20 protein-coding genes are annotated in these 23900 nt (G+C 38.1%); 11 read left to right on the top strand and 9 right to left on the bottom strand.

From position 1 onward, the window contains the following. Positions 1-37 precede the first annotated feature (37 nt). Positions 38-817: a 1,6-dihydroxycyclohexa-2,4-diene-1-carboxylate dehydrogenase gene (locus ACY45D_RS07925; protein ID WP_463109196.1), complete on the top strand. Its 780-nt coding sequence runs from the start codon at positions 38-40 to the stop codon at positions 815-817. Positions 818-997: 180 nt separating this feature from the next. Then, positions 998-2233 (top strand): benzoate/H(+) symporter BenE, encoded by a 1236-nt coding sequence (gene benE / locus ACY45D_RS07920; protein ID WP_463109195.1) that lies wholly within the window; start codon positions 998-1000, stop codon positions 2231-2233. Positions 2234-2249: 16 nt separating this feature from the next. Here the strand turns inward: benE and catM are convergent, their stop codons facing one another. Beyond that, a complete protein-coding gene (catM, locus tag ACY45D_RS07915; protein WP_463109194.1) occupies positions 2250-3170 on the bottom strand; it encodes a cis,cis-muconate-binding transcription regulator CatM in 921 nt (306 codons plus the stop codon). 103 nt (positions 3171-3273) lie between these two features. Between catM and ACY45D_RS07910 the strand changes: the two genes are divergently transcribed. From ACY45D_RS07910 to pcaD, 7 genes are all read left to right on the top strand, one after another. Continuing rightward, positions 3274-4383, top strand: coding sequence for a muconate/chloromuconate family cycloisomerase (locus ACY45D_RS07910; protein WP_463109193.1), 1110 nt, complete (start codon positions 3274-3276; stop codon positions 4381-4383). A gap of 14 nt (positions 4384-4397) precedes the next feature. Next, positions 4398-4688: a muconolactone Delta-isomerase gene (gene catC / locus ACY45D_RS07905; RefSeq protein WP_463109192.1), complete on the top strand. Its 291-nt coding sequence runs from the start codon at positions 4398-4400 to the stop codon at positions 4686-4688. 119 nt (positions 4689-4807) lie between these two features. After that, positions 4808-5728, top strand: a complete 921-nt coding sequence (catA, locus tag ACY45D_RS07900) for a catechol 1,2-dioxygenase (protein ID WP_463109191.1) — start codon at positions 4808-4810, stop codon at positions 5726-5728. A 143-nt stretch (positions 5729-5871) separates the two neighbouring features. After that, positions 5872-6543 (top strand): 3-oxoacid CoA-transferase subunit A, encoded by a 672-nt coding sequence (locus tag ACY45D_RS07895; protein ID WP_463109190.1) that lies wholly within the window; start codon positions 5872-5874, stop codon positions 6541-6543. A gap of 19 nt (positions 6544-6562) precedes the next feature. Next, positions 6563-7225: a 3-oxoacid CoA-transferase subunit B gene (locus ACY45D_RS07890; RefSeq protein ID WP_463109189.1), complete on the top strand. Its 663-nt coding sequence runs from the start codon at positions 6563-6565 to the stop codon at positions 7223-7225. A gap of 175 nt (positions 7226-7400) precedes the next feature. Continuing rightward, positions 7401-8606, top strand: coding sequence for a 3-oxoadipyl-CoA thiolase (gene pcaF / locus ACY45D_RS07885; RefSeq protein WP_463109457.1), 1206 nt, complete (start codon positions 7401-7403; stop codon positions 8604-8606). 164 nt (positions 8607-8770) lie between these two features. Continuing rightward, complete coding sequence (gene pcaD / locus ACY45D_RS07880; protein WP_463109188.1) at positions 8771-9547, top strand: 3-oxoadipate enol-lactonase; 777 nt, start codon at positions 8771-8773, stop codon at positions 9545-9547. 153 nt (positions 9548-9700) lie between these two features. Here pcaD and ACY45D_RS07875 read toward each other — a convergent pair whose 3' ends face one another. From ACY45D_RS07875 to ACY45D_RS07840, 8 genes are all read right to left on the bottom strand, one after another. Continuing rightward, positions 9701-10573 (bottom strand): pirin family protein, encoded by an 873-nt coding sequence (locus tag ACY45D_RS07875; RefSeq protein ID WP_463109187.1) that lies wholly within the window; start codon positions 10571-10573, stop codon positions 9701-9703. Positions 10574-10854: 281 nt separating this feature from the next. Next, positions 10855-11925: an HlyD family secretion protein gene (locus ACY45D_RS07870; RefSeq protein ID WP_463109186.1), complete on the bottom strand. Its 1071-nt coding sequence runs from the start codon at positions 11923-11925 to the stop codon at positions 10855-10857. 53 nt (positions 11926-11978) lie between these two features. Further along, a complete protein-coding gene (locus ACY45D_RS07865) occupies positions 11979-13511 on the bottom strand; it encodes an MFS transporter (protein ID WP_463109185.1) in 1533 nt (510 codons plus the stop codon). Between the two features lie 344 nt (positions 13512-13855). After that, the gene (locus ACY45D_RS07860; RefSeq protein WP_463109184.1) at positions 13856-14434 is read right to left on the bottom strand and encodes a YceI family protein; all 579 of its coding nucleotides are present in this window, start codon (positions 14432-14434) and stop codon (positions 13856-13858) included. Positions 14435-14796: 362 nt separating this feature from the next. Continuing rightward, positions 14797-16743 (bottom strand): esterase/lipase family protein, encoded by a 1947-nt coding sequence (locus ACY45D_RS07855; RefSeq protein ID WP_463109183.1) that lies wholly within the window; start codon positions 16741-16743, stop codon positions 14797-14799. A 257-nt stretch (positions 16744-17000) separates the two neighbouring features. Then, entirely contained in the window at positions 17001-17939 is a 939-nt protein-coding gene (locus tag ACY45D_RS07850; RefSeq protein ID WP_463109182.1) for an alpha/beta hydrolase, read from the bottom strand. A 405-nt stretch (positions 17940-18344) separates the two neighbouring features. Next, positions 18345-20180, bottom strand: a complete 1836-nt coding sequence (locus ACY45D_RS07845; protein WP_463109181.1) for a DUF1302 domain-containing protein — start codon at positions 20178-20180, stop codon at positions 18345-18347. Between the two features lie 179 nt (positions 20181-20359). Beyond that, positions 20360-20950 (bottom strand): RBBP9/YdeN family alpha/beta hydrolase, encoded by a 591-nt coding sequence (locus ACY45D_RS07840; RefSeq protein WP_463109180.1) that lies wholly within the window; start codon positions 20948-20950, stop codon positions 20360-20362. Between the two features lie 343 nt (positions 20951-21293). Between ACY45D_RS07840 and ACY45D_RS07835 the strand changes: the two genes are divergently transcribed. Both ACY45D_RS07835 and ACY45D_RS07830 read left to right on the top strand, forming a co-directional pair. Then, positions 21294-22256, top strand: coding sequence for an OmpW/AlkL family protein (locus ACY45D_RS07835; RefSeq protein ID WP_463109179.1), 963 nt, complete (start codon positions 21294-21296; stop codon positions 22254-22256). 385 nt (positions 22257-22641) lie between these two features. Next, positions 22642-23667 (top strand): AraC family transcriptional regulator, encoded by a 1026-nt coding sequence (locus ACY45D_RS07830; protein ID WP_463109178.1) that lies wholly within the window; start codon positions 22642-22644, stop codon positions 23665-23667. The last annotated feature ends 233 nt before the right edge of the window (positions 23668-23900 follow it).

The following is a 23900-nucleotide window of genomic DNA, read 5'->3' as shown; positions in this document are numbered from 1 at the left end:
GTCGTTTCAAACATTTATATTTGAGGAGAAGAATGCCATGAATAAGCGCTTTCAAAATAAAGTCGTCATTGTTACAGGTGCAGCACAAGGGATTGGACGTGGAGTCGCCCTACAAGTCACACTAGAAGGTGCTCAAGCAGTTTTGGCTGATCGCTCTGAATTTGTGGAAGAAGTTCTTGCTGAAATTAAACACAATGGTGGTGATGCTGTCACCATCAATGCAGATTTAGAAAGCTTTGCAGGTGCACAAGCTGTCGTTGAAAAAGCCATTGCGACTTATGGGCGTGTTGATGTCCTCATTAACAATGTCGGTGGTGCAATTTGGATGAAACCTTTTCAGGAGTTTTCTGAAGGGGAAATCATCAAAGAAGTGAATCGCTCTTTATTCCCAACGCTATGGTGTTGCCGTGCTGTGCTTCCTGAAATGATTAAAAATCAGAAAGGCACAATTGTAAATGTATCTTCAATTGCAACGCGTGGTATTAACCGTGTACCCTATTCTGCGTCAAAAGGTGGTGTGAACGGATTAACCGCTTCACTTGCTTTTGAACATGCCAAAGATGGTATTCGAGTGAATGCGATTGCAACAGGTGGTACAGAAGCACCGCCACGTAAAGTGCCTAGAAATGATAAGCCACTTTCTGACCATGAAAAATTGTGGATGCAAGAAGTTGTCGATCAAACCATTGATCGTACTTTCATGGGTCGTTATGGATCAATTCAAGAACAAGTCAATGCCATCGTATTTCTTGCATCTGATGATTCTTCATATATGACAGGTACAGTTGTTCCTGTTGGTGGTGGCGATCAGGGTTAAACTTGGTTTTAGGCTTTATTCTGATCAATAAATATAAAGCAACTGATATTACATAACATATTTATTATACCGTGATGATTAAGAATTAAATTCAGTTTTAATCGCCCAATAAAATACGCTATAGACATATGGATGTAATATCAGTCAATAAAAATAACCATTGAGCAAGGAAGTAAAACAATGGCAAATCTATTGCAAACATTAAAAAAAGATTGGTCTATCTCAGCGACTGTTGCAGGATTTCTAGCTGTTCTTATTTCCTATTCAGGGCCATTGATCATCTTTTTCCAAGCAGCACAGCAAGCCCATGTTTCCAATGCCATGATGATCTCGTGGATTTGGGGAATCTCTATTGGTGCTGCTGTTGCAGGAATCTATTTATCGATTAAATTCAAAACACCTGTCATTACAGCATGGTCAGCACCCGGCACTGCTTTATTGGTGACACTTTTTCCTCATGTGTCGCTCAATGAAGCTGTCGCAGCCTACATCACCACTGCTGTGGTGATTTTAATCATTGGTATCACAGGTTATTTTGATAAATTACTCAAGTGGATCCCACAAGATGTCGCCGCAGGCATGATGGCAGGCATATTATTTCAATTTGGATTAGGTCTATTTACTGCAACAGATAGTATGCCTTTAATTGTATTCAGTATGCTTTTGGTTTTCCTCTTTGCGAAACGTTTGACACCACGTTATGCCATGGTTTGGGTGCTTGTTGCTGGTGTCATACTCAGTCTCTTACTGGGTAAAATGAATCCTGTCGATGTTAATTTTACCTTGGCGATTCCACAATTTATTCAACCTGAATGGACGTGGGATTCAACCTTAAACCTTGCTATTCCGCTTATTTTAGTCAGCCTGACTGGACAATTCTTACCCGGTATGGCGATTATGAAACTCAGTGGTTATGACACGCCTGCAAAACCCATTATTACAATAACCAGTATTGCTTCTTTGGCCGTTGCATGTGTCGGGGGGATCACCATCGTACTTGCATCCATTACAGCCGCACTGTGTATGGGAAAAGATGCACATGAGCTAAAAGAAAAGCGCTATATCGCAGGGATTGCCAATGGTATTTTTTATATTCTAGGTGGCCTATTTGCTGGCAGTATTGTCATGCTATTTAGTTTACTTCCTAAAGAATTGGTGGCAGCACTTGCAGGTTTAGCACTATTAGGTGCGATTGCAACCAATATTTCAGTCGCTATGAAAAATGAATCTCAACGAGAAGCCGCATTAATCACTTTTCTTGCCACAGCATCAGGGATGCACTTTTTAGGGCTCAGTTCAGTATTTTGGGGAATATGTATTGGTGTCATTGCACATTTGGTTTTAACCAAGAAAACACCAACCACGCCACAACCGATAAAGGCAGAATTAAAATCAGCACAAACGACTAAGGATTAGGTTGGAGCGAATACAGTTAAGTAGAATCACTGGTTTTAAGTAGCATATTTTCTTCTTCAAATACCTGCTTAATACAATCCAAGATGCTTGGGATATAGTTGCTTTGGTCCATATTTCGAACCGATAAGGAAATTGGGCTATAAGCTTCTACATCTAAAATTGGAATATACACCAAATTCTTCATTCCAATATCACTGGCACTTTCGGGGATAATACAAATCCCCTCACCTGAAGAAACCAAACCAAGCGCCAAGTGAATTTCTCGAACTTCAATCATGTCTTTCGGCACAAGTCCTAATTCAGTAAAAATAGATTGAATGAGTGTTGAGAAGTTTGGCTTTTGCGATGCAGGATAAGAAAAAATAGGTTCGTTAATGATTTGTGATAAATAAATACCTTGATCAATATATTTAGCCAAATGATGATTTTTATGCACTGCTAATTTTAATTTTTCTTCTCTGAGTAAAATACGTTTAATCGCAGGATCGCTAATTCTTAAGCGCCCAAATCCTATATCAATTTTACCTTGCTTCAACGCTTCAATTTGATCTTTGGTTCCACACTCGATCAGCTCTACTTCGATTTCTGGATTATTTTGACGAAATAGATAAATAATTTGCGGTAGTAAAGCATATAAAAGTGAGCTCACATAACCTATGCGAACAATTTTATTGACCGAACTAATCCGCTTTGCCATTGACGTCGCTTGCGCTGTATGGGTTAAAATTTGCACAGCGTGTTGGTAGAAAAACTGCCCTGCTTCTGTAGTTCGTACAGGTCGAGAACCCCGTTCAAATAATAAAATTCCCAGCTCTTCTTCTAGCTTCTGAATTTGCCGACTTAACGGAGGTTGAGCAATACATAATTTCTCAGCGGCTTTGGTAATACTTTGCTCTTCTACAACAGTGACAAAATATCGAAGATGTCTTAATTCCATTTAATATACCTAATAAGTATCTAAAAATACCAAATTGAGCCTAGTTTAAGATTTTACATTAATTTAGGGTATATAAATAGATTGATACTTAAGAAATACGCAGATGTATAAGTCCATAGAAACGCTATTAGTCGAAATTCCAACGATTCGCCCTCACAAGATGGCGGTCGCAACCATGCAAACTCAAACCTTGGTTCTCATCAAAGTCACCACTGAAGATGGACTAGTCGGTTGGGGTGAAGCAACCACGATTGGCGGTTTAGGCTATGCTGAAGAAAGCCCTGAAAGTGTAAAAACCAATATTGAAACGTATTTCGCACCATTACTCAAAACATTAGGTGCTATGAATATCGCCCAAACCATGCAAGTCATTAACCGTAACATCAACGGTAATCGCTTTGCCAAATGTGCGATTCAAACTGCATTGTTGGATATCCAAACTCAGCGTTTAGGCTTACCACTGAGTGAAGTGTTAGGTGGTCGCTTACGTGACAGTATTCCAGTGTTATGGGTTTTGGCTTCTGGCAATACTGAAAAGGATATTGCTGAAGCTGAGAAAATGATTGCAGCGAAACGCCATAATATTTTCAAATTAAAAATTGGTTCACGTCCTGTGGAGCAAGATGTAGAACATGTGCTCGCAATTAAAAAAGCATTAGGTTCAGAAGTGTCAATTCGTGTTGATGTCAACCGTGCTTGGTCAGAGCTAAATGCAATTAAAGGCATTCAAATGCTGCAAGATGGTGGTGTAGATCTGATTGAACAACCTTGCGCAATTCACAATATTGATGCAATGCAACGTTTAACACGCAAATTTGATCTTGCGATCATGGCAGATGAATCACTCACGGGCCCGCAAAGTGCCTATGAGCTTGCTAAGCGTAATGCAGCTAGTGTTTTTGCAGTCAAAGTTGCTCAATCTGGCGGTTTAATCGAAGCCTGCGAAGTTGGCAAACTGGCAAATCTTGCAGGGATCGATCTGTATGGTGGCACGATGTTAGAAGGACCAGTTGGCACGATTGCATCCGCTCACGTATTCTCAACATTCAGTAATTTAGCATATGGCACTGAGTTGTTTGGCCCCTTGTTATTGACTGAAGATATTTTAAAAACACCACTTCAATATGAAAATTTCGAGCTAAAAGTACCGACAGGTGCAGGCTTAGGAATTGAATTAGATGAAGACAAAATCGACAACATGCGTCGTCAATAATGAAAGGAATGAATATGCTTTTCCAAGTACGAATGGATGTACATATCCCACTTGATATGCCAGTAGAAAAAGCCAACGAGATTAAAGCTGTTGAAAAGGCTTATTCACAAGATTTACAGCGTCAAGGCAAATGGCGTCATATTTGGCGTGTGACTGGGCAATATTCAAACATCAGTATTTTTGATGTTGCAAGCAATGAAGAACTTCACAATATTTTACAAGGGCTTCCATTGTATCCCTACATGAAAATTGAAGTCATGCCGCTTAATCGTCACCCTTCTTCAATTCGAGATGATGACAGCTAAGTTGGGTTAAATCCTTTTCAAATACAGCAATAACAAGGAATGTGGTGAGCAAAAGAGCAAGCAAATTAATGCGAGCAAAGCCAACCACCTAAATATTTTCATACTTCAGGAGAATCTGTATGAACCGTCAAAAAATAGATAAATTAGTCAAGGAAATGAACGTGGACACTGCAACAGGCGAAGTGAATCCACGTATTCAAAAAATTGTTGTACGCTTACTTGGCGATTTATTTCAAGCGATTGAAGATTTAGATATTTCTCAGTCTGAGCTTTGGAAAGGTTTAGAGTATTTTACCGATGCAGGACAAGCCAACGAACTTGGTCTTTTAGCTGCTGGCTTAGGTCTCGAACATTATTTAGATTTACGTGCTGATGAAGCAGATGCCAAAGCTGGAATCACCGGCGGTACACCACGTACCATCGAAGGCCCTTTATACGTTGCTGGCGCGCCTGAATCTGTTGGTTTTGCACGTATGGATGATGGTTCTGAAACAGATAAAATCGATACTTTATTCATTGAAGGTACTGTCACGGATACAGATGGCAATATCATTGAAGGTGCAAAAGTTGAAGTTTGGCATGCCAATAGTTTAGGCAACTATTCTTTCTTTGATAAATCTCAATCTGACTTCAATTTACGTCGCACTATCCTTTCTGATGCAAATGGACAATATATTGCCCAAACCACTATGCCTGTTGGTTATGGTTGCCCTCCTGAAGGTACAACGCAAGCTGTTTTAAACTTGCTTGGTCGTCACGGTAACCGTCCTTCTCACGTTCATTATTTCATCTCTGCTCCAGGTTATCGCAAACTCACCACCCAATTTAATATTGAAGGCGATAAGTATCTTTGGGATGACTTTGCTTTTGCAACCCGTGATGGTTTGGTTGCAACCGCTGTTGATGTAACTGATGAAGCTGAAATTGCTCGTCGTGGGCTAAACAAACCCTTTAAACACATTACGTTCAATGTTGAATTAGTCAAAGAACAAGACAATGCGCCAACCACTGAAGTTGATCGCCGCCGTGTAAGTGCTTAATTAAAATTGTTTTTTGAATACATCAAGCTGTGAGATAGCGCTTTATCTCACAGCTGTTGAGGTTAAATTGGATTGCTATGTATAGATATGTATTGACTCATCTATGCATAGAAATTTAGAAACATAGACAAAGGTTTAGTCCTATGATCGATAAAAGTGCGGTATCCCTAGAGGAAGTCCTCTCCCAAATTAAAGACGGCTCAACCATCATGATTGGCGGTTTTGGAACAGCTGGGCAACCTGCCGAATTGATTGATGGCTTAATCCAACTCGGCATCAAAGACCTTGTCATTATCAATAACAATGCAGGTAATGCTGATTATGGTCTCGCTAAATTACTCAAAGCTGGCTCAGTTCGTAAAATCATCTGTTCATTCCCACGTCAGTCCGATTCTTGGGTTTTCGATGAACTTTATCGTGCTGGCAAGATTGAACTCGAACTTGTACCACAGGGCAATCTCGCCTGTCGCATCCAAGCAGCAGGTATGGGACTCGGTCCAATTTATACACCAACAGGTTTTGGTACTTTGTTGGCAGAAGGCAAAGAAACCTTAAATTATCAAGGTAAAAACTACGTTTTAGAACATCCTATCCGTGCTGACTTTGCCTTAATCAAAGCTCAACAAGGCGATCGTTGGGGCAATTTGGTTTATCGAAAATCTGCACGTAACTTCGGCCCAATCATGGCGATGGCAGCTGATGTCACCATTGCTCAAGTATCTGAAGTCGTAGAACTCGGTGCACTCGATCCTGAACATATCATCACACCGGGTATCTTTGTACAGCATGTTGTTGCTGTCACCCCTGCACAATAATCAGATTGGGAGATAAACAATGAGCTATAGCAAACTGACTCGTGATCAAATTGCTGAACGTGTGGCACAAGATATTCCAGATGGTGCTTATGTCAACTTAGGCATTGGCTTACCGACTAAAATTGCCAGTTATTTACCTGCGGATAAAGATGTCTTTTTACATTCTGAAAATGGTTTACTGGCCTTTGGCCCACCTCCAGCAAAAGGTCAAGAAGATCCTGAACTGATCAATGCAGGTAAAGAATATGTCACCATGCTGCAAGGCGGTAGTTTTTTTCATCATGGTGATTCCTTTGCCATGATGCGAGGCGGTCATCTTGATATCGCCGTGCTGGGTGCATTTCAAATTGCTGAAAATGGTGATTTAGCCAATTGGCATACGGGTGCAGCAGATGCAATTCCTGCGGTTGGTGGAGCGATGGATTTAGCAGTCGGTGCAAAAAAAGTCTTTATCACCACTGACCATGTCACTAAACAAGGTGAACCAAAAATTGTAGCTGAACTGACTTATCCTGTGACAGGTAAAAACTGTGTAGATCGTATTTATACCGATCTGTGTGTCATTGATGTCACACCTGAAGGCTTAAAAGTGATTGAAAAAGTTGATGGCTTGAGCTTTGCGGAATTGCAGTCGATGACAGGTGCAACGTTGATTGATGCGACGCAAACTTTTTTTGAATAAATATGACCTCCCTTAATCCCTCCTTAGAGGAGGGAAACTTTCATTACTTATTAATTTTGATGAATGTTTAAGTAAGAGTCGATCAAAGTAAATCATGGCTTTAACCCAAAACTATTTCACGCGAGTCCCACCTTTCAGGAGGGATATAGGGAGGTAGAAAATGGAAAATTTAAAAATGAAAACCGCTTATATTATCGATGCCATTCGTACCCCTTTCGGACGCTATGCAGGTGGACTCGCTTCAGTCCGTGCAGATGATCTGGGTGCATTGCCAATCAAAGCATTAATTGAACGTAATCCAAATGTTGATTGGAAACAGGTAGATGATGTGATCTACGGCTGTGCCAACCAAGCGGGTGAAGATAACCGTAATGTGGGTCGCATGTCAGCACTACTTGCGGGTTTACCTGTAGAAGTCCCTGCCACTACAGTCAATCGCCTCTGTGGTTCATCATTAGATGCGATTGCCATGGCAGCACGTGCAATTAAAGCAGGTGAAGCGGATCTAATTATTGCAGGTGGTGTGGAAAGCATGTCACGTGCTCCATTTGTGATGGGTAAATCAGACACAGCTTATGGTCGTAGTCAAAAGATTGAAGATACCACCATGGGCTGGCGTTTTATCAACCCAACACTTAAAACAATGTATGGCGTGGATAGCATGCCTCAAACCGCTGAAAATGTAGCTGAGCAATTTCATATTAACCGTGAAGATCAGGATAAGTTTGCCCTGAGTAGCCAACAGCGTACGGCTACAGCACAAGTACAGGGCTTTTTTACACATGAAATTATCCCAGTTTCAATTCCGCAACGTAAAGGTGACCCAGTTGTGGTGGATACTGATGAACATCCACGTGCTTCAACCACTTTAGCAGGCTTAAATAAACTCAAAGGTGTAGTTAAAGCAGATGGAACGGTTACGGCGGGCAATGCTTCTGGGATCAATGATGGTGCAGCTGCTGTGTTGATTGCATCAGAGCAAGCAGTTAAGCAATACCGGTTAAAACCACGTGCCAAAATCATCGCCTCAACAGCAGTCGGTATTGAACCACGTATCATGGGTTTCGCTCCTGCGCCTGCGATTAAAAAGCTATTAAAACAAGCCAATCTGTCTTTAGAACAAATAGATGTGATTGAGCTAAATGAAGCCTTTGCAGCGCAAGCTTTGGCAGTCACTCGTGATTTAGGCTTAGCCGATGATACAACTCAAGTGAATCCAAACGGTGGCGCAATAGCAATTGGTCATCCCCTTGGTGCATCAGGCGCACGTTTAGTCACAACAGCTTTAAACCAATTGGAACAAACAGGTGGTACTTATGCGCTATGCTCAATGTGTATTGGTGTCGGACAAGGCATTGCGTTGATTATTCAACGGGTTTAAATTTCCATACTGCTTAGGCTATTTAATACTCATGTTAATATCATGGTAGATATAGTAAATGATTAAGCCTTTTGAATCGTTAACCGCTCCCTCGTTTTAAAAGATGGAAGTTAAATTCTCTGACAAAACTTTAAATGTGAAGAAAAAATTGCAAGGAAAATAAAATGCCAAACTTTAACTCAAGTGATGCCACTATTCATTTTCAAACTTTTGGTGACAGCTCAAAACCTGCCCTTGTCTTTTCAAACTCACTGGGCACAAAGTTAAGTATGTGGCAAAACCAAATCGATCATTTTCAAAAAGATCATTTTGTAATTTGTTATGACACACGTGGTCATGGACAATCTTCTACACCACAAGGGCCATATAGCATTGACCAGTTAGGTCAAGATGTCGTGAATTTACTAGACCATTTGAAGATTCAAAAGGCAGATTTCTGCGGGATTTCTATGGGAGGTCTCACTGGACAATGGTTAGCGATTTATCGACCTGAACGTTTTAATCATGTTGTAGTCTGCAACACTGCGGCAAAAATTGGTCAACAACAAGCTTGGCTCAATCGTGCTCAATTAGTTCGAGAGCAAGGCTTAAAACCTATCGCAGAAACAGCAGCACTACGCTGGTTTACCGAACCCTTTATCCAAAGCCAAGCAACGATTGTATCATCCTTAAGTAACGACTTAGCAGCTAGCAGCGCAGAGGGTTATGCAAATTGTTGTGAGGCTTTGGCTAAAGCGGACTTACGAGATCAACTCAGTCAAATTACTGTACCTGTATTGATCATTGCAGGGCAAAAAGATCCTGTAACCACAGTGATCGATGGACAATATATGCGTGATCAAATTGCCAATGCTCAACTTGTGGAAATTGATGCTTCGCATATTTCCAATGTAGAAAAGCCTGAAGAATTTAATCAAGCTTTGATTCGCTTTTTAACGTAATCGTCTTTAATGGTTCTATTGAAGATCGTTGTAAAATAAGAAAACCTCACATCAGTGAGGTCTTATTTACGACATAAATATTCATTGTCCAAACAAATAACCCCATCAAATTTGATGGGGTTATTCATAAATCACAACACAACATAGATCAGCTTATGACACTGGGATTTTACCGAATTTACCACTATTGAAATCATCGATAGCTTGTTCGATTTCTTCACGGTTATTCATCACAAAAGGACCATAGCCTTCGATTGTTTCATTCAATGGTTGTCCTGAAAGAATAAGGAAGCGTGCATCTTCTAAAGTTTCAAACTCAAAATCAGTCTGACCATCTCTTTCCAACAAGATCATCGAATTATCAGTAATTTCTTTCGTACCATTCAACATGGCTTTACCCGAAAGCATAATGATCATTGAATTGTGATCAGCAGGAACACTGAACACTTTTTTATGGGTTGCTTTCAGTTCGCCATCCCAAACATTCACAGGACTAAATGTAAATGCTGGGCCAGTAAGATCAAGATATTGACCTGCAATCACACGAATATAACCAGCGCCATCTTCTAATTCAAGCATGGGAATGTCTTTAGCTTCGATAGCTTGGTATTTAGGTGGTGTCATTTTATCCTTCGCAGGTAAATTGACCCAAAGTTGTACCATTTCAAATAATCCACCAGTTTGGGCAAATTCTTTTGAATGGAACTCTTCATGCACTAAGCCAGCTCCAGCTGTCATCCACTGTACATCACCTGTTTTAATCGTACCGCCACCACCGCTTGAATCTTTATGCTCTACTTCTCCTTTATAGGCAATAGTCACCGTTTCAAAACCACGATGCGGATGAGAACCTACACCCAATTGCGCTGTAGTCGGTTCAAAATGATACGGTGCGGCATAATCAAGCAATAGAAAAGGACTCGTCGCTTGATCAAAACGATCATAAGAAAATAAACCTTTTACTGGAAATCCATCACCGACCCAATGACTATGTGGGTTACGATATACACCTACAATATTCTTCATTAAAATTCTCCTCCTTGATTGGAGTTAACATAGGTTTATTTTAGTTTTTTAAATGGTCTGAATAAATACTCTACACGATAAACAACTTTCTATACATAGGACAATATCTAACTTGTTTTCTCAAATACAATCCTTATACACAGTTAAAAACAGAGACGACTTAAAAGCTAAAATTTAAAATAAAAATCAGGCTCTTGCACTATAATTATTCCTACACATCGATAATAATGGTTCAATTGAAAATGACTGACCTATCACATATATAAACTGTATCAACCTGATTATTGACAGGTTTTAGCTTGTGTATTGGCTTTCAAATCGACAATCACAGACATACCAATCGCCAAGTTTTCTATCCCTTTTTGTTGAGGATCGAAAATAATTTTTACAGGAAAACGACGGACGATTTTGGTGAAATTACCCGTTGCATTATCTGCAGGAAGTAAAGCTAAATCAGATCCACTACTTCTCGAAATACTGTCTAAAGTTCCACAGAATTTTTTACTCGGAATAGCATCTACAGAGAAATAAACCTTGTCACCTGGAGCAAGTTTTGAGAGTTGAGTCTCTTTTAAATTTGCTTCAATCCATAGATTTGTAGATGGAGCAACCACCATCAGGCTTTTAGCCGCAGTGATATATTCTCCTTCACGGACTTTACGTGAGACAATTGTGCCATCACGTGGCGCAAGCAATTGAGTAGCTTTCAGATTATTTTCAGTTTGCGTTAAATTCGCATAAGCCGCAGATAATGCTGCTTTTAATGTTGCGCGCTGCGCTTCTAATACATGAATGCTTTGTTCAGACTCACGAATTTTCACTTTAGCGATATTTAGATTGGCCGTTTGTCCAGCTTGGTCTTCTATTGCTTTGTCATGTTCACTCTTACTAATGCCACCAATATTCACTAGATCTTCAGTCCGTTTTAAATAGTTATTTGCACGGCGTTGCGTTGCTTCTGCTGCAACAATTTCAGCCTTGCTAATATTGATTTGTTCTTTGGCTAATTTAATTTTTTCTTCAAGCTCGTGTTGTGAAGCTTCAATTTCAGCAATCTTTGCTTTAGCCTGATCGACAGCAGATAAATAATCTGTTTGGTCGATTTCTGCCAGCACCTGCCCTGATTTAACTTTTTGATTATCAACCACATTGACTTTTACAACATAGCCACTGACTTTACTGGTAATGTAACTCAAATCACCTTTTACATATGCATTATCTGAAGTCTGCGTTTGGCTATTCACACTCCAATAGTTATAAATGTAAAACACCAAGCTCAGAATGCCTATCATCAAAACAAAAGCTATGATGACTCGCATCCAAGGACGAACTAATTTTTTAGATTCAGTCATTGTTTAAACTCGACTCCAGTGAAATTGATGAAATTTTCAATCTGTGAAAATGCCTAATGCATAGCCTTACTGTGTGGAAAAATCCATATACAAGCTGATGCGATAAAAAGAATGATAAAAACCAATAAGAAAGCATCATTATAAGACAATACAAATGCCTGAATTTTAATATGCTGACTCAACTGAGCATAACTCACCGCATCAAGACTGCCTTGATCAGAAAAAAATCGACTCAACGAACCTTGTATCGCACTCAATGTAGATAACGTTTCTTCACTTTGTAAATGGACATTTTCACCAAGCATTGCAGAGTGAAGCTTTTCCCGCTCATTGATAAAATGACTTAAAACACCAATTCCACCCGTCAGACCTAAAACACGTGCATAGTTAAAACCGATACCACATGTCGGGCCTTCTACAGGTAAAATATCATATAAAACAAGATGTAAAGTTGCTAAAGAAAATAACCCTTGCCCCAACCCTGCGATAAAAATAGGAAGTAAGAAATCATCAATTGCCCACTGCGAGGTTGCATAACTACAATAGAATGATGTAAAGGCCAAAATAGCCAATGCAATAGACATGACAATTCGTTGATCCACACGCGGACTTAACATATAAGCCACAGCCAAACCAATCAGTGTACCTACAGTAAATGGCCATAATACTTCAGCAATTTGTTCGATTCTAAAACCCGCAAGTTGAATTAGAAATTGAGGAATAATCCAAATAATAAAGAGTGAGCCAAACCGAAAAATAACTTGAAAAATAAGACCATACGTAAAAGGCTTATAAAATATGGACTTCTTTAATAAGGCCTGATCATGTTTGATAAAGTGATATATAGCAAAGATGAAAAACAAAATTGCATTCACTAGACAAGCTGTAATCCACCAAGATTCAAACCAAAAATGACGCTCACCCTCAGAAACAAAAATCACCAAACAGGTTAGACTCATTGAAATAAGGATATATCCTGACCAATCAAATTGTTTAAAAACTTCTGGTTTAATCGGATCATCACGAAACAAAAAATGTGCCATGACCACATAAACGACAATGCCAAGTGCAGGAACGATAAATAACAAACGCCAATTTTCGTTATATAAAAACAAACTACCGAACCAAGCTGAAATTCCAACACCGATTGCTGTTGCAGTGGCAAAATAGGTTAACCCGCGTGTCCGAATGATACCTGCGGGATGTGTAGAAAAAAGAATAATAAACATCAGGATTGGCAACATGCCCGCAAAAGCACCTTGAAAAATCCTGAGAATCATCATCGTAGCAAAATTATTAATGATCACGATAAGTAAAGAACTGAGGACATAACCCATCCCCGCAGTCATCATTGCACGTCTACGTCCTAATACACCCGAAAATAGAAATGCAATTGGTAAACCTAAAATTTGCCCAACATTGTATAAGGTCACGACCCAGCCAACATCTTGTGACGTCACAGAAAAAGCACCAGCGATATCTTGTTGTGCAAAAATCACAGACAGAGGAAAAGTACTACTAATCGCTGCACCGAATGCCGCAACAGACATACTGGTTAGTCTTTGAATTGACGCCTGATCAAGCATAGAAATTCTCTTGATGGACAAAGAAATAGAATAATCAATTTTATAAAGCTATCTATAAAGTGAATGATTAGACGATCTATAAAATGATCACCTCTCAGTCCATACTCTCAGTTTTACGACTGCTTGCTGCTTATATTAAATGCCGAATGTTTGAAATGTATCACTCAAAAACCGATATAAACTTTTAAACAGCTAGAGCTACTGTATGATCAAAAAGTTGAATGATTCAAGATGTTTACTGTCAATATTACATTGCGATTAAAAATCTTTGAAAATAGGAGCTGATCAATATTCACCATCTGTTACTGTTGCAACTCAGCTCCATACCTTCATCATCTCTGCAATTATTTAACAGCTAATGCTTCCGTTGTAATCTGAATATCAATTGTGTCACTCACCGCAGGCACATAAGCTGCAATATCAAAATCAGATCGCTTGATGGTTGTCGAGGCATTAAAACCAATTGCAGGCACTTTTAACATCGGGTGTTGTGCTTGATTATTTAACACAGCATCCAATACCACTTGTTTAGTGATCCCTTTGACGGTCAAATTGCCTGAAATTTTAAATGTCTTTTTGTCTGCTGTTTCAACTTTAGTGCTTTGAAAGCGAATATCTGGATATTTTGCAGTATTAAACCAATCACTTTCTTGAAGTTTAGTATCTAACACTGGAACGTTGGTATTCAAACTTTTTACTGGAATAGTCACAGTTACAGAGGATTTTTCTGGGTGATCATTATCCACTTGGATCGTCCCTTGAATATCCGAAAAGTTAGCACTTGGTGTAGAGAAACCCAAATGGTTCCATGTAAATACAGTGGCTGTATGGGTTGGATCAATTTTATAACTGACCATTTCTGCTGAAACTAAGCCCGAAATCGTCAATAAACTTAAACCAATAGCAAGATTTTTGAGTTTCATGTTATTAAGGCCTTCTAGAGCGATATGCTCTTCAATTTGAGATCTATTCAGTTCACCCTATCACGCATTTCTTGAGTTTAAATTAAGCAATATTGCCGCCTGATTTATTCACGAATCAACATAGATAAAACTGAATTTGATTGATTTACTCAATGTTAATCATTCATACAGAACGGATAAAGACCTTAAAATGATTAACATTGTCCTATAAATATGACAAATAAAGCGCTAACTTATGCTTCACATCAAACTTTTGTTCAATCAAACACGGCCAAAGACAAAAGTTTTACCCATTGTTTACAGCTTTCTCTTTAATCTACCACTCAACCATTGATGAAATAGTACGGCATTTTTATTGTTGGTTACTGAAGGTGCTCACGTAAGATCCGTTGCAGTTCGTGTACAGCCTCAGGAGTTTCTTGAATTGAATGTCCCCCTTTGATTATTTTTTCAGACTTTGCTAAATCCAAATGTGAGCTTTTATAAGGCACAATCCCATCTGTCATCATTTCTGTATTCTGACTGGCGCTTGTATTCCCCATAATTGAATGATAATCCAAACCTTCTTTGGGTTGTATATCACCTGTCACTTTCATAAAAATAGATTGATCACTTAAATCACTAGGTCCAATCGTAGCGACACCTAATTTAACAGCCTGACTGGTTTTTTGAATTAAATTCCCTGCTTTTAATGACTCAAAAAAATCACCCGGTAAACTAATCATCCTACGGATAGATCGAGTAAACCACCGATCTGCATAAGCAGTTCCTCGATGTGGTGATGCGATAAATACCGCGCTACTAAAGTTAGGAATCGGTTCAAATTGAAATCGATCTACAATACTTGGATATTTATAGATAAACTTACGTTCATCATCACTCAAAAGTGGAATAACATTGGCGCGAACATCTGCTTGACTTAATAAAAGCCGACTGATCACACCGCCCATACTGTGACCGATCAACACAGCATCATGCGATGATACTGAGTTTGGAGTGGTTTGACTAAAAGCTTGTTTCAATAAAGCATTTATCTGATAACGACTTTCCCAAATCGGCATATTGGTTGAATAAAAAACTTGCCAAACTTGGTAATGGTCTCTTAATACTTTATCTCCCATAATATTATTGGTTAAATCGACCCATGCTTCTGGGCTGCTGGCTAAGCCATGTATGAGAACAATAACTTTTTTATTGGCTTGATAAGGTTCAATCTGAAACAAATGAGGCATAGCAGAGCTCTCCCCCATATTTAATATTTTTTTATACCCCAAAGCGCCGAAATTATTTTCAGCCAACCATAGTCCATAAGGTACAGAAAAGTTTCCAGAAATTTTAAACTGCTCTCCATCAACAGTTGCACTTTCTTCCTGATAAGGGTCAAAAAAACGGATCAGAAATGGTGCAGTTAAAATCTGTTGCTCATCGAACTTAGCGGGTTCTGCAATGACTGTAATAGGTAAATATTTGGCGGCATAAATATTCCAATCTTCGGCATTTTTATAATACTCTTCAGGATTGAAAATAAACTCTTTTGACTTGTTAATGGGTTTGCTATTACGAACAACGACAAATTCTGCACCAAAACCATCACGACGGTTAATTCTTTGCAAACCTGTGAATTTCATACTATAACTGGACTTAAAATGTTCTATCTTCAAGCTTTCTAAAGCTGGATAATATTGAAAATCAGATGAATATTTATTTTGTCCTATTGAAAACTCAGTAGGAATTTGACCAAAATGACTTTTTAAATATTGCAAAGTCATTAAGCGTGATAAAGCAAAATTATAAAAGGTTCTGACTTGTGATTGGCGGATACTAAATACACGAGATTGCGGGCTGTCTTCAGTTTTAAATAAATACATATAGCTATAGCGGATACTTTTATCCAGCATATAAAGTGCTTGATCCATACAGATTTGTACTTTGCTATTCTTGTCTTGATCAACAAATCCATTTTTTAAAGCATGATCACATTGCGAGGAATGTTCTAGCTTCATTGCACTCGCCAGATATAATTCACTGGCAGAGGAATAAAGTTCTGCACGATCAACATATTGGTATTCGTTTAATCGAGAAATACACCGATCAGGTGACGCTAAACAATCCGACTGACTTTTGTCGATTAAAAATAATAAACTATTGGTTTGACTACTGAGATTCGAACTGGTGAGCACTGTTTCAATATTATTGGATAACTCAGAACTCATCTTTTGTTCTTGCAGCTTAACCAATTGGCATCCTACCAATAATAAAGGCATAACAATCACTAAAAATCGTTTATTGATCTTCGATCGTTTGATCATGCTAAAACTCTTCAAAATATTTTTAGGACTAAAAAAGCGATACCATGATGAATGGCTAAAACAATTAAATTAAGCTAATTCAAGGTAATGTAATCGAATTTTCTATCTTCATGCAATCGCAAAATCAATAAATGATGGCTTACTAAAAATCATTTTACAAAATATTTTTGCATCTAAACGACTTAGATATATTTTCAATCATTGATCCATTTTTGATGTCGGTTTGATGTAGAAAAACACATTGACAATGCGACAATTCAAATTCGTTTTGCAATATATTGACCAACTAATTCTAAATATTGCTCAGCCACAGGTACCTTGCCTGCAAGTGTGAAAATACCATGCATCAAGCCTTTTAAATGATAATACTCAACATTTAAACCATTCTTAACGGCTTTATCTAAATACAACAGTGCTTCATCACGTAAAGGATCATGTTCTAATGTCAGTAAAAAAATATCGCCATTATTGGCAATAAAAGGCTGTTCAAGCAATGAAATTTGAGAATGTTGTTGGTGTGAACTCAATAATTGCTCAAAAAACCAATGCATGGTACTTGCAACCAAAGGAAAACCTGTTTGATAGATATTATAACTTTCAGACTCAGGTAGATAAGCAATCACTGGATAGAGTAAAACTTGTGCTTTTAATACATAGCCGTAATGTTGAAAGAAATTTTGTCCTAGATGTCCTGCTAAATTTCCCCCAGCACTATCTCCGACCACAACCATACGAGTCGGATCTACAGATAATTCATCTTGATGATCAAGAATATACTGAAGTGCTCGTTGACAATCTTCCAAGGGTACTGGAAACTTCACTTCAGGTGCCAAGCGATAATCTACAGCTATGACACGCACAGCGGTGATTTCTGCTAGTTTACGACATATAGAGTCATGGCTATTGAGGTTTCCCATCACCCAACCACCACCATGAATAAACAGTACCGTAGGTCTAAGTTCCTCACGATCAATCTGTTGATCATAAATACGTAGTTTGATCGGTTCATTTTCAATATAGTTTGAAATATCAAATGATTGAATATGATCTAAATTCTGCATGACCGCCAAACGGCAATTATTTTCATAGGTAGCACGCAGCGTTGTAATTTCACCTATTTTTTCAAATGACTTCCCGCCATTGGCTAGAAAAGCATCGATAATTGGTTGTGCTTGTGGATGAAGTAAAAATTTCAAGAACATGCTCCTTGTTTGCCACAAATAGAGTAGAGACAATGAATAATTCGATAGGCTATATTTGTGATTAATTTAAATATTGATCGCTGTGAAAAATTTATAGTTTTGAAAATCTTGATGATTTGAATATTCTAATTGATCAATTCAGTATCAAAAATAATCATTACAACTTCTAAAATACGCTTTTCATTATTCTTTTACGTCAATTTTATTCATTTCAGCAAGACCATTTGTCATGAAAACAACATGATTACACTGAAAATTTGTATATAACAAAAATATTCAAATCTAATGGATAAAGAGAATAGCGACCTTTAAGAAATGATCTGAATTTAATTAAATTTGAAAAGACATTGATCTATTCATACATAACAAATCAATGCCTTTTATAAGATGATGAATCGATTAAAAACTTGCTCTAAATGATAATGATGCAAAATCTCTATCATCTAATACGCTAAAATCATTTGAACCAAAAAAGCTATAATACGCCAGTTCCGTTGTATATTTTTTCTGATATGTTGCTGATAATGCAGCACCAATACTCATTTGTCCTTCTTGAAAATTTTGACTAAAACCATAAACATCATGGCGGAACGTCAGACTTGGTGTAATGACTGTTGCAGGTAAAACATCTTGATAATTCAATGCACCTCGCATTCTATAACCGAATGACCATTCACTAAAAAAGCCTTCATCATTACAAAACCGTTTATTCAAACTGTCAATTTCGTCATTTGAAAGATGTGCAGTACCGTATGGTGTACATTTGAAATTACCTGTTTCAGGATTATACGCCCCACTAGAAAGCTCACTACGACCAAATGGACCTACTCGACCAAAACGATAATCGCCTATCTCAGCAATATGATTTACAGCAGTCTCAGCCGACCAATTTAAACTACTTGCCCCTAAAATATTAGGAATGCTGCTACTCGCACCGATTGAGAACTGAGTGACAGGTAATCTTTTATATGCATTGATATATTCTCCAAATCCAAAAGATTCACCAGGTTCAGTCAATGGCGTGTTCTTATCGAGAACTTGCGCATAAACAGTATCAGTACCATTAAATTGTAGTGGTTGATTTGGCTTATAATTTAATTCACTAAAAATAGTGGTATTACCTACTTTTCCAGTCAAACTTAATCCATACATTTTGATATCTTCTGCATAGACAGAATAAAAATGTGCCGTTTTAAAGTTTTGTATACCCGGTGCTGTGACACTATATGCATCAAAATTTGGATTTCGACTGTGGTAATTTGCAAAATACACACCAAGTTCAGCGTTATTTAAACTGGGCAAAGTTTGTTTTAAAGACACACCATATTGACCATTATCTTTTGCCATTCGGCTTGCAGAACGAGGAATATAGGTTTGTTGCTTTAATGCGGTTTCAGACAATTTGTCGCCCGGTGCCAATGTAATCAAAATTGGGCCACAATTTTCTGGAACAAAATCAGTTGCTGCAAAAAAAGTTCCGCAACCATCATAAACTGAAGGCCTAAACTTAAACTGATAAAACCCCTCGAGTTTGAGGTTTTTATTCAACCCTGCAGAAAAAGAAAACATTTCTACAGGAATGATTTTTTCTCTAGGGTCACCCCCTGGTCTATTCATCGCAGCATGATCAAAGGCGTTAATAGAATTCAAACCATTTTGGAAAAATTGTGACTTCCCCCAAGTAAACGCATGTTTACCCAATTTAAAATTGAAAGATTGACCATTGTCAAAGGTCGAATTCTTCCAAATATAGGCATCCCAAAGGTCTATCCCTTTAAACTTTGCAAGTTTTGGCCATGCTGAATCGTCAAATGCTTTTAAATCGCCATGTCCAGTCTCATAGGCATGGTCATACCAATATTTGCCACTCAATACTGCACCTTGTTGTTTCCCATTCAACTTAAATTCGGTATAGCCTTTGACAACTTGCGAGATTGCATCACCTTGACTAAAGTTTGCTCGCCCATCATCTCCATTAATATCAACACTTGCACCATTTTTCTCAATACTATAAGCATCGGGACGATAAAGCAGTGCGGCTGATGGGTCTTGGGTACTCCAATTTTGACCTAAACTGATCGTTGAATTGGTCTCAAATTTCCAATCATTATTGATATCAAAACCAGCAGCTGAAGCCTTTGAAATGGCCAATAGCAATCCCATAAACATGCCTAGTTTTTGAATCAAAATAATATTGCTTTCAACTTTGCTTAAACCTATATACTTATTGACCATACGATCTCCATATCGCAATGATTTGACTAGTAATCTTCTTGACTACATAGCAATTGAATTATTCTTTAATTGTTTTATTGACAGCATGAGTTACTGATCTATATGTAAAAGCCTAAAAATAGCTGAGCTACTTTCAAACCAAAATTGAGTTGGATATTCAAATTGATTTTTATAGCTTTTTAAGCCGATAAAATCTGCTCATCAATCAAATCAAGCTTTTGGATAAATTGTTCAGCACGTGTCCAAAGCCCAAAGCCAGCTGCTGGATTCATATGTCCTACTGCACCTAAATTGACCAGTTGACTTCCCCACTGTTTCGCCATTTCCTCAACTGCCGCATAACTGGCCAAGTGATCATTGCTACTTGCAGCAACAATGCTTGGAAAAGGTAATTTTGAATTTGGCAATGGATCCCATCCTTCTTGACGAAGTGTGTCAGCACTTGGGTAATTCGCTGGCCAGTTCATGCTTAGATCAGGTGGGGTAACCAGTAATGCGCCTTGAATGTCATGTTGATGCTTGGCTGCCCAATGCACGGTCATCAATACACCTGCACTATGCGCAACCAAAATCACTGGACCTTGAATTTTTTCTAACTGTGCTTGGATTGCTGCTACTCTTTTTTCACAATTGAGTTTGTCTGTTTCCAATGGTGGAACGGAACGCACATTGACCAATCGCTCTTGTAATAATGTTTGCCAATGATCGGCCACATGATCCCGTAAGCCTGGGATGATTAAAACTGTTGCATTTGTTCGTATTTTTTCCATGTCTATACCTTGACTGAACACTGTCTTTAAAAATGCTGAATTGCACAAATTACATACACACAATAAAGAACAGGTCTTTTAGATAATACACATTAGATGACAAACACTTTTCATTTGATGACAGATTGCCTTGAATACGGCGACATTCACAACTTGAAAAAATAAAATTAAAATATTGATTTAATTATAATTAAATTACAATCACCATTAAATAAAGAAAAAATATACACTTGTACTCTAAATATTTTTTAGTTGATTTATATCGTTTCTCTTTGAATAATGTGCCCGTGTTTCAGAAAGGATCCGCTGGAACCATAAAAAATCAAACTATAAGGAAAGTAAAATGAGTCAAATTTGTAAAATAGCGCTGCCTGTGGCATGCCTATTGTCTGTAAATTTAGCTTATGCGGATTCTGTAAATTATAAACGCTGGGCTGTAAGTGCGGGCTGGATGCATGTCATGCCTCAAGGAAAAGCCAATTCAACGCATGTTACAACGAGTGTTGAAGAAGGTGGCAGTTATGGCGTTGGGTCATTATATGGGGAAGATCTTGGTAAATATGCATTAAATGGTGGAGAGTTGAAGAGCTCTTTAGGAAAATTAATGTTTAACTCTTTTGTTAAAAATGGACAAAAAGATCCAAATTACAAAATTCCTGATTCATTTATGAAAGGTGCCAGAGCCGATATTACTGGAATTTCTGACTATACAGCCGATGGTGGTATGGAAATTGAAGACACGGATACGCTCGGTTTGACGCTCAGTTATTTTGTAAATGACAATGTTTCCCTAGAATTGGTGGGTGGCATTCCGCCAAAAGTTGATGTAAAAGGCGTAGGTGAAATTAGAGCAACAGCCCTCTCAACCTCTAACTCCCCTTTACCACCACATACTCCGCCAACCTATTTTGATGGTTTACAACTACTTAAAGATACTTTAATTACTGACCTTGGTGCTCATGGCACAGTGGCAGAAGTGACCGCTTGGACACCAGCAGTAACAGCGAAGTACCATTTTGGCACGTCGGATAAAAATAAGTTCCGCCCATTTGTTGGTGCAGGTGTCGTTTATGGACATTTCAATAAATTGAAACTCGATGGCGGTGTAAGAGAAGACCTCGTTCAAGCAGGATATATGATTGATAATATTCTGAATGATCGCGCGGGTGAAGCGCTTCATGGAGGTAAAGGAAGTTCAACAGCCACGCCAGAAGTTAAAGTTAAAACAAGTGATGCCTTCGCGCCAGTATTTACTGCGGGCTTTACCTATGACTTGACTGAACGTTGGTTTACTGCCAAACTTTAATAACGTGGCTACAGTAACTGTAACCGATACATCAACAGGTACACAATTGATCAAATCAACGACTAAAATTGATTTTGATCCGTTAGTGACCTATGTCGGTGTGGGTTACCGCTTCTAATTTTTGTAGTATCCAAATTGTGTAATCAACATAATTTGGATACTTAAAACTGGACATCATTTCAAAGCTGATTTCTGTACTTTACAGAAATCAGCTATTTCGCATATTAATATATTAAAAAGGATTTGCAAAAGTAGTATATTCAAAACGGCTAAATACATGCGAAAATTGCTGTAAATCGGTAGTCAATTGTACACAGCGCCTTATATTATGGTGATCGATAAATACTGATCAGGAAGATCAGATTTTTAATAAGGAGATAATGAAATGGTACCTCTTGCTCATGCAGCAGTACTTAAGAATTATGTGACCGTGAGCCAACAACTCGGCATTAACCCTTATTATTTATTATCAAAAGTTGGACTTAGCCAGAACTTATTAAAAGATTCGAAACTGCGCATTCCCGTAGACAAAGCCATTGATTTATTAGAAGAGTCCGCTCAGGTCAGTGGATGTGAAGTTTTTGGCCTGCTTATGGCGCAACAACGTGAAATTTCGGATTTTGGTGAAATTAGCTTATTACTGAGTTATCAACACACTTTGCGTGATGCCATACAAACCATTGTCCGCTATCGTAATTTACTGAATAATGCGCTGGAAATTTTTGTTGAAGAGATTGGAAATACAGTCATTATTCGTGAAGAAGTCATCTCATCCCATTCACAATACAGTCGCCAAGGCACTGAACTGGCTTTAGCAATTATGCATCGTTTCTGTGCTGCTCTGCTGCCTCATAAATGGCGCCCTTTGAGTATTCATTTTACCCATAATGCACCACATGATCTTTCATTACATCGAAGTATTTTTGGATGTTCTTTAGAGTTTGGAAGTGAGTTTAATGGAATTGTTTGTACTGCAACTGAACTCAACACAACCAATCCTCAAGCCAATATTGCGATGGCAAATCATGCGCAACGCTACCTAGACATATTACCGAATATTAATCAATCTTCACTTATCTTTGATGTTCGAAAAAGCATTTACCTACTACTCCCCATGGGCCGTGCCACAATTGATCAAGTTGCACAAACTCATGGTATGAATGTACGAACATTACAACGTCGTTTAGAAGCTTCTCAAACCAGTTTTAGCGATTTAATCAATGATGTACGGCGCAGTTTGGTGCTTCGTTATTTAAAAAATATTAATTATTCGCTCGCACAAGTATCAGATATTCTTGGATATTCTATGCCAAGTTCGTTCACTCGTTGGTTTATCAGTCAATTTGGTATAGCGCCAACAGCGTGGCGTAATGTAAACAAAAATATGCTCAATAAAGAAAGTGATTCTTAACTGCTACTGCTGAATGAAGACTTTAAATAATAATGATTCTTAGCGAGCCTATCTTCGTTGGTCTTTTTAAGAATTTATGTGTTTTTATTTTTTTGTGAATAATTATTTGTGAATGCTTGTCTGTTGATACTTCAATAAAGTATCAACAGACATCAAACAGAATAAAAAAATATATCAATACAATGTTGAAAAATAATCAAAAAACCATGATAAATCTTTTTATGTAAATTTAC

Source organism: Acinetobacter sp. BZX-2 (assembly GCF_055179795.1).
The sequence above is the reverse complement of the archived record's forward strand: the minus strand, read 5'-3'. Positions and strand labels throughout refer to the sequence as shown.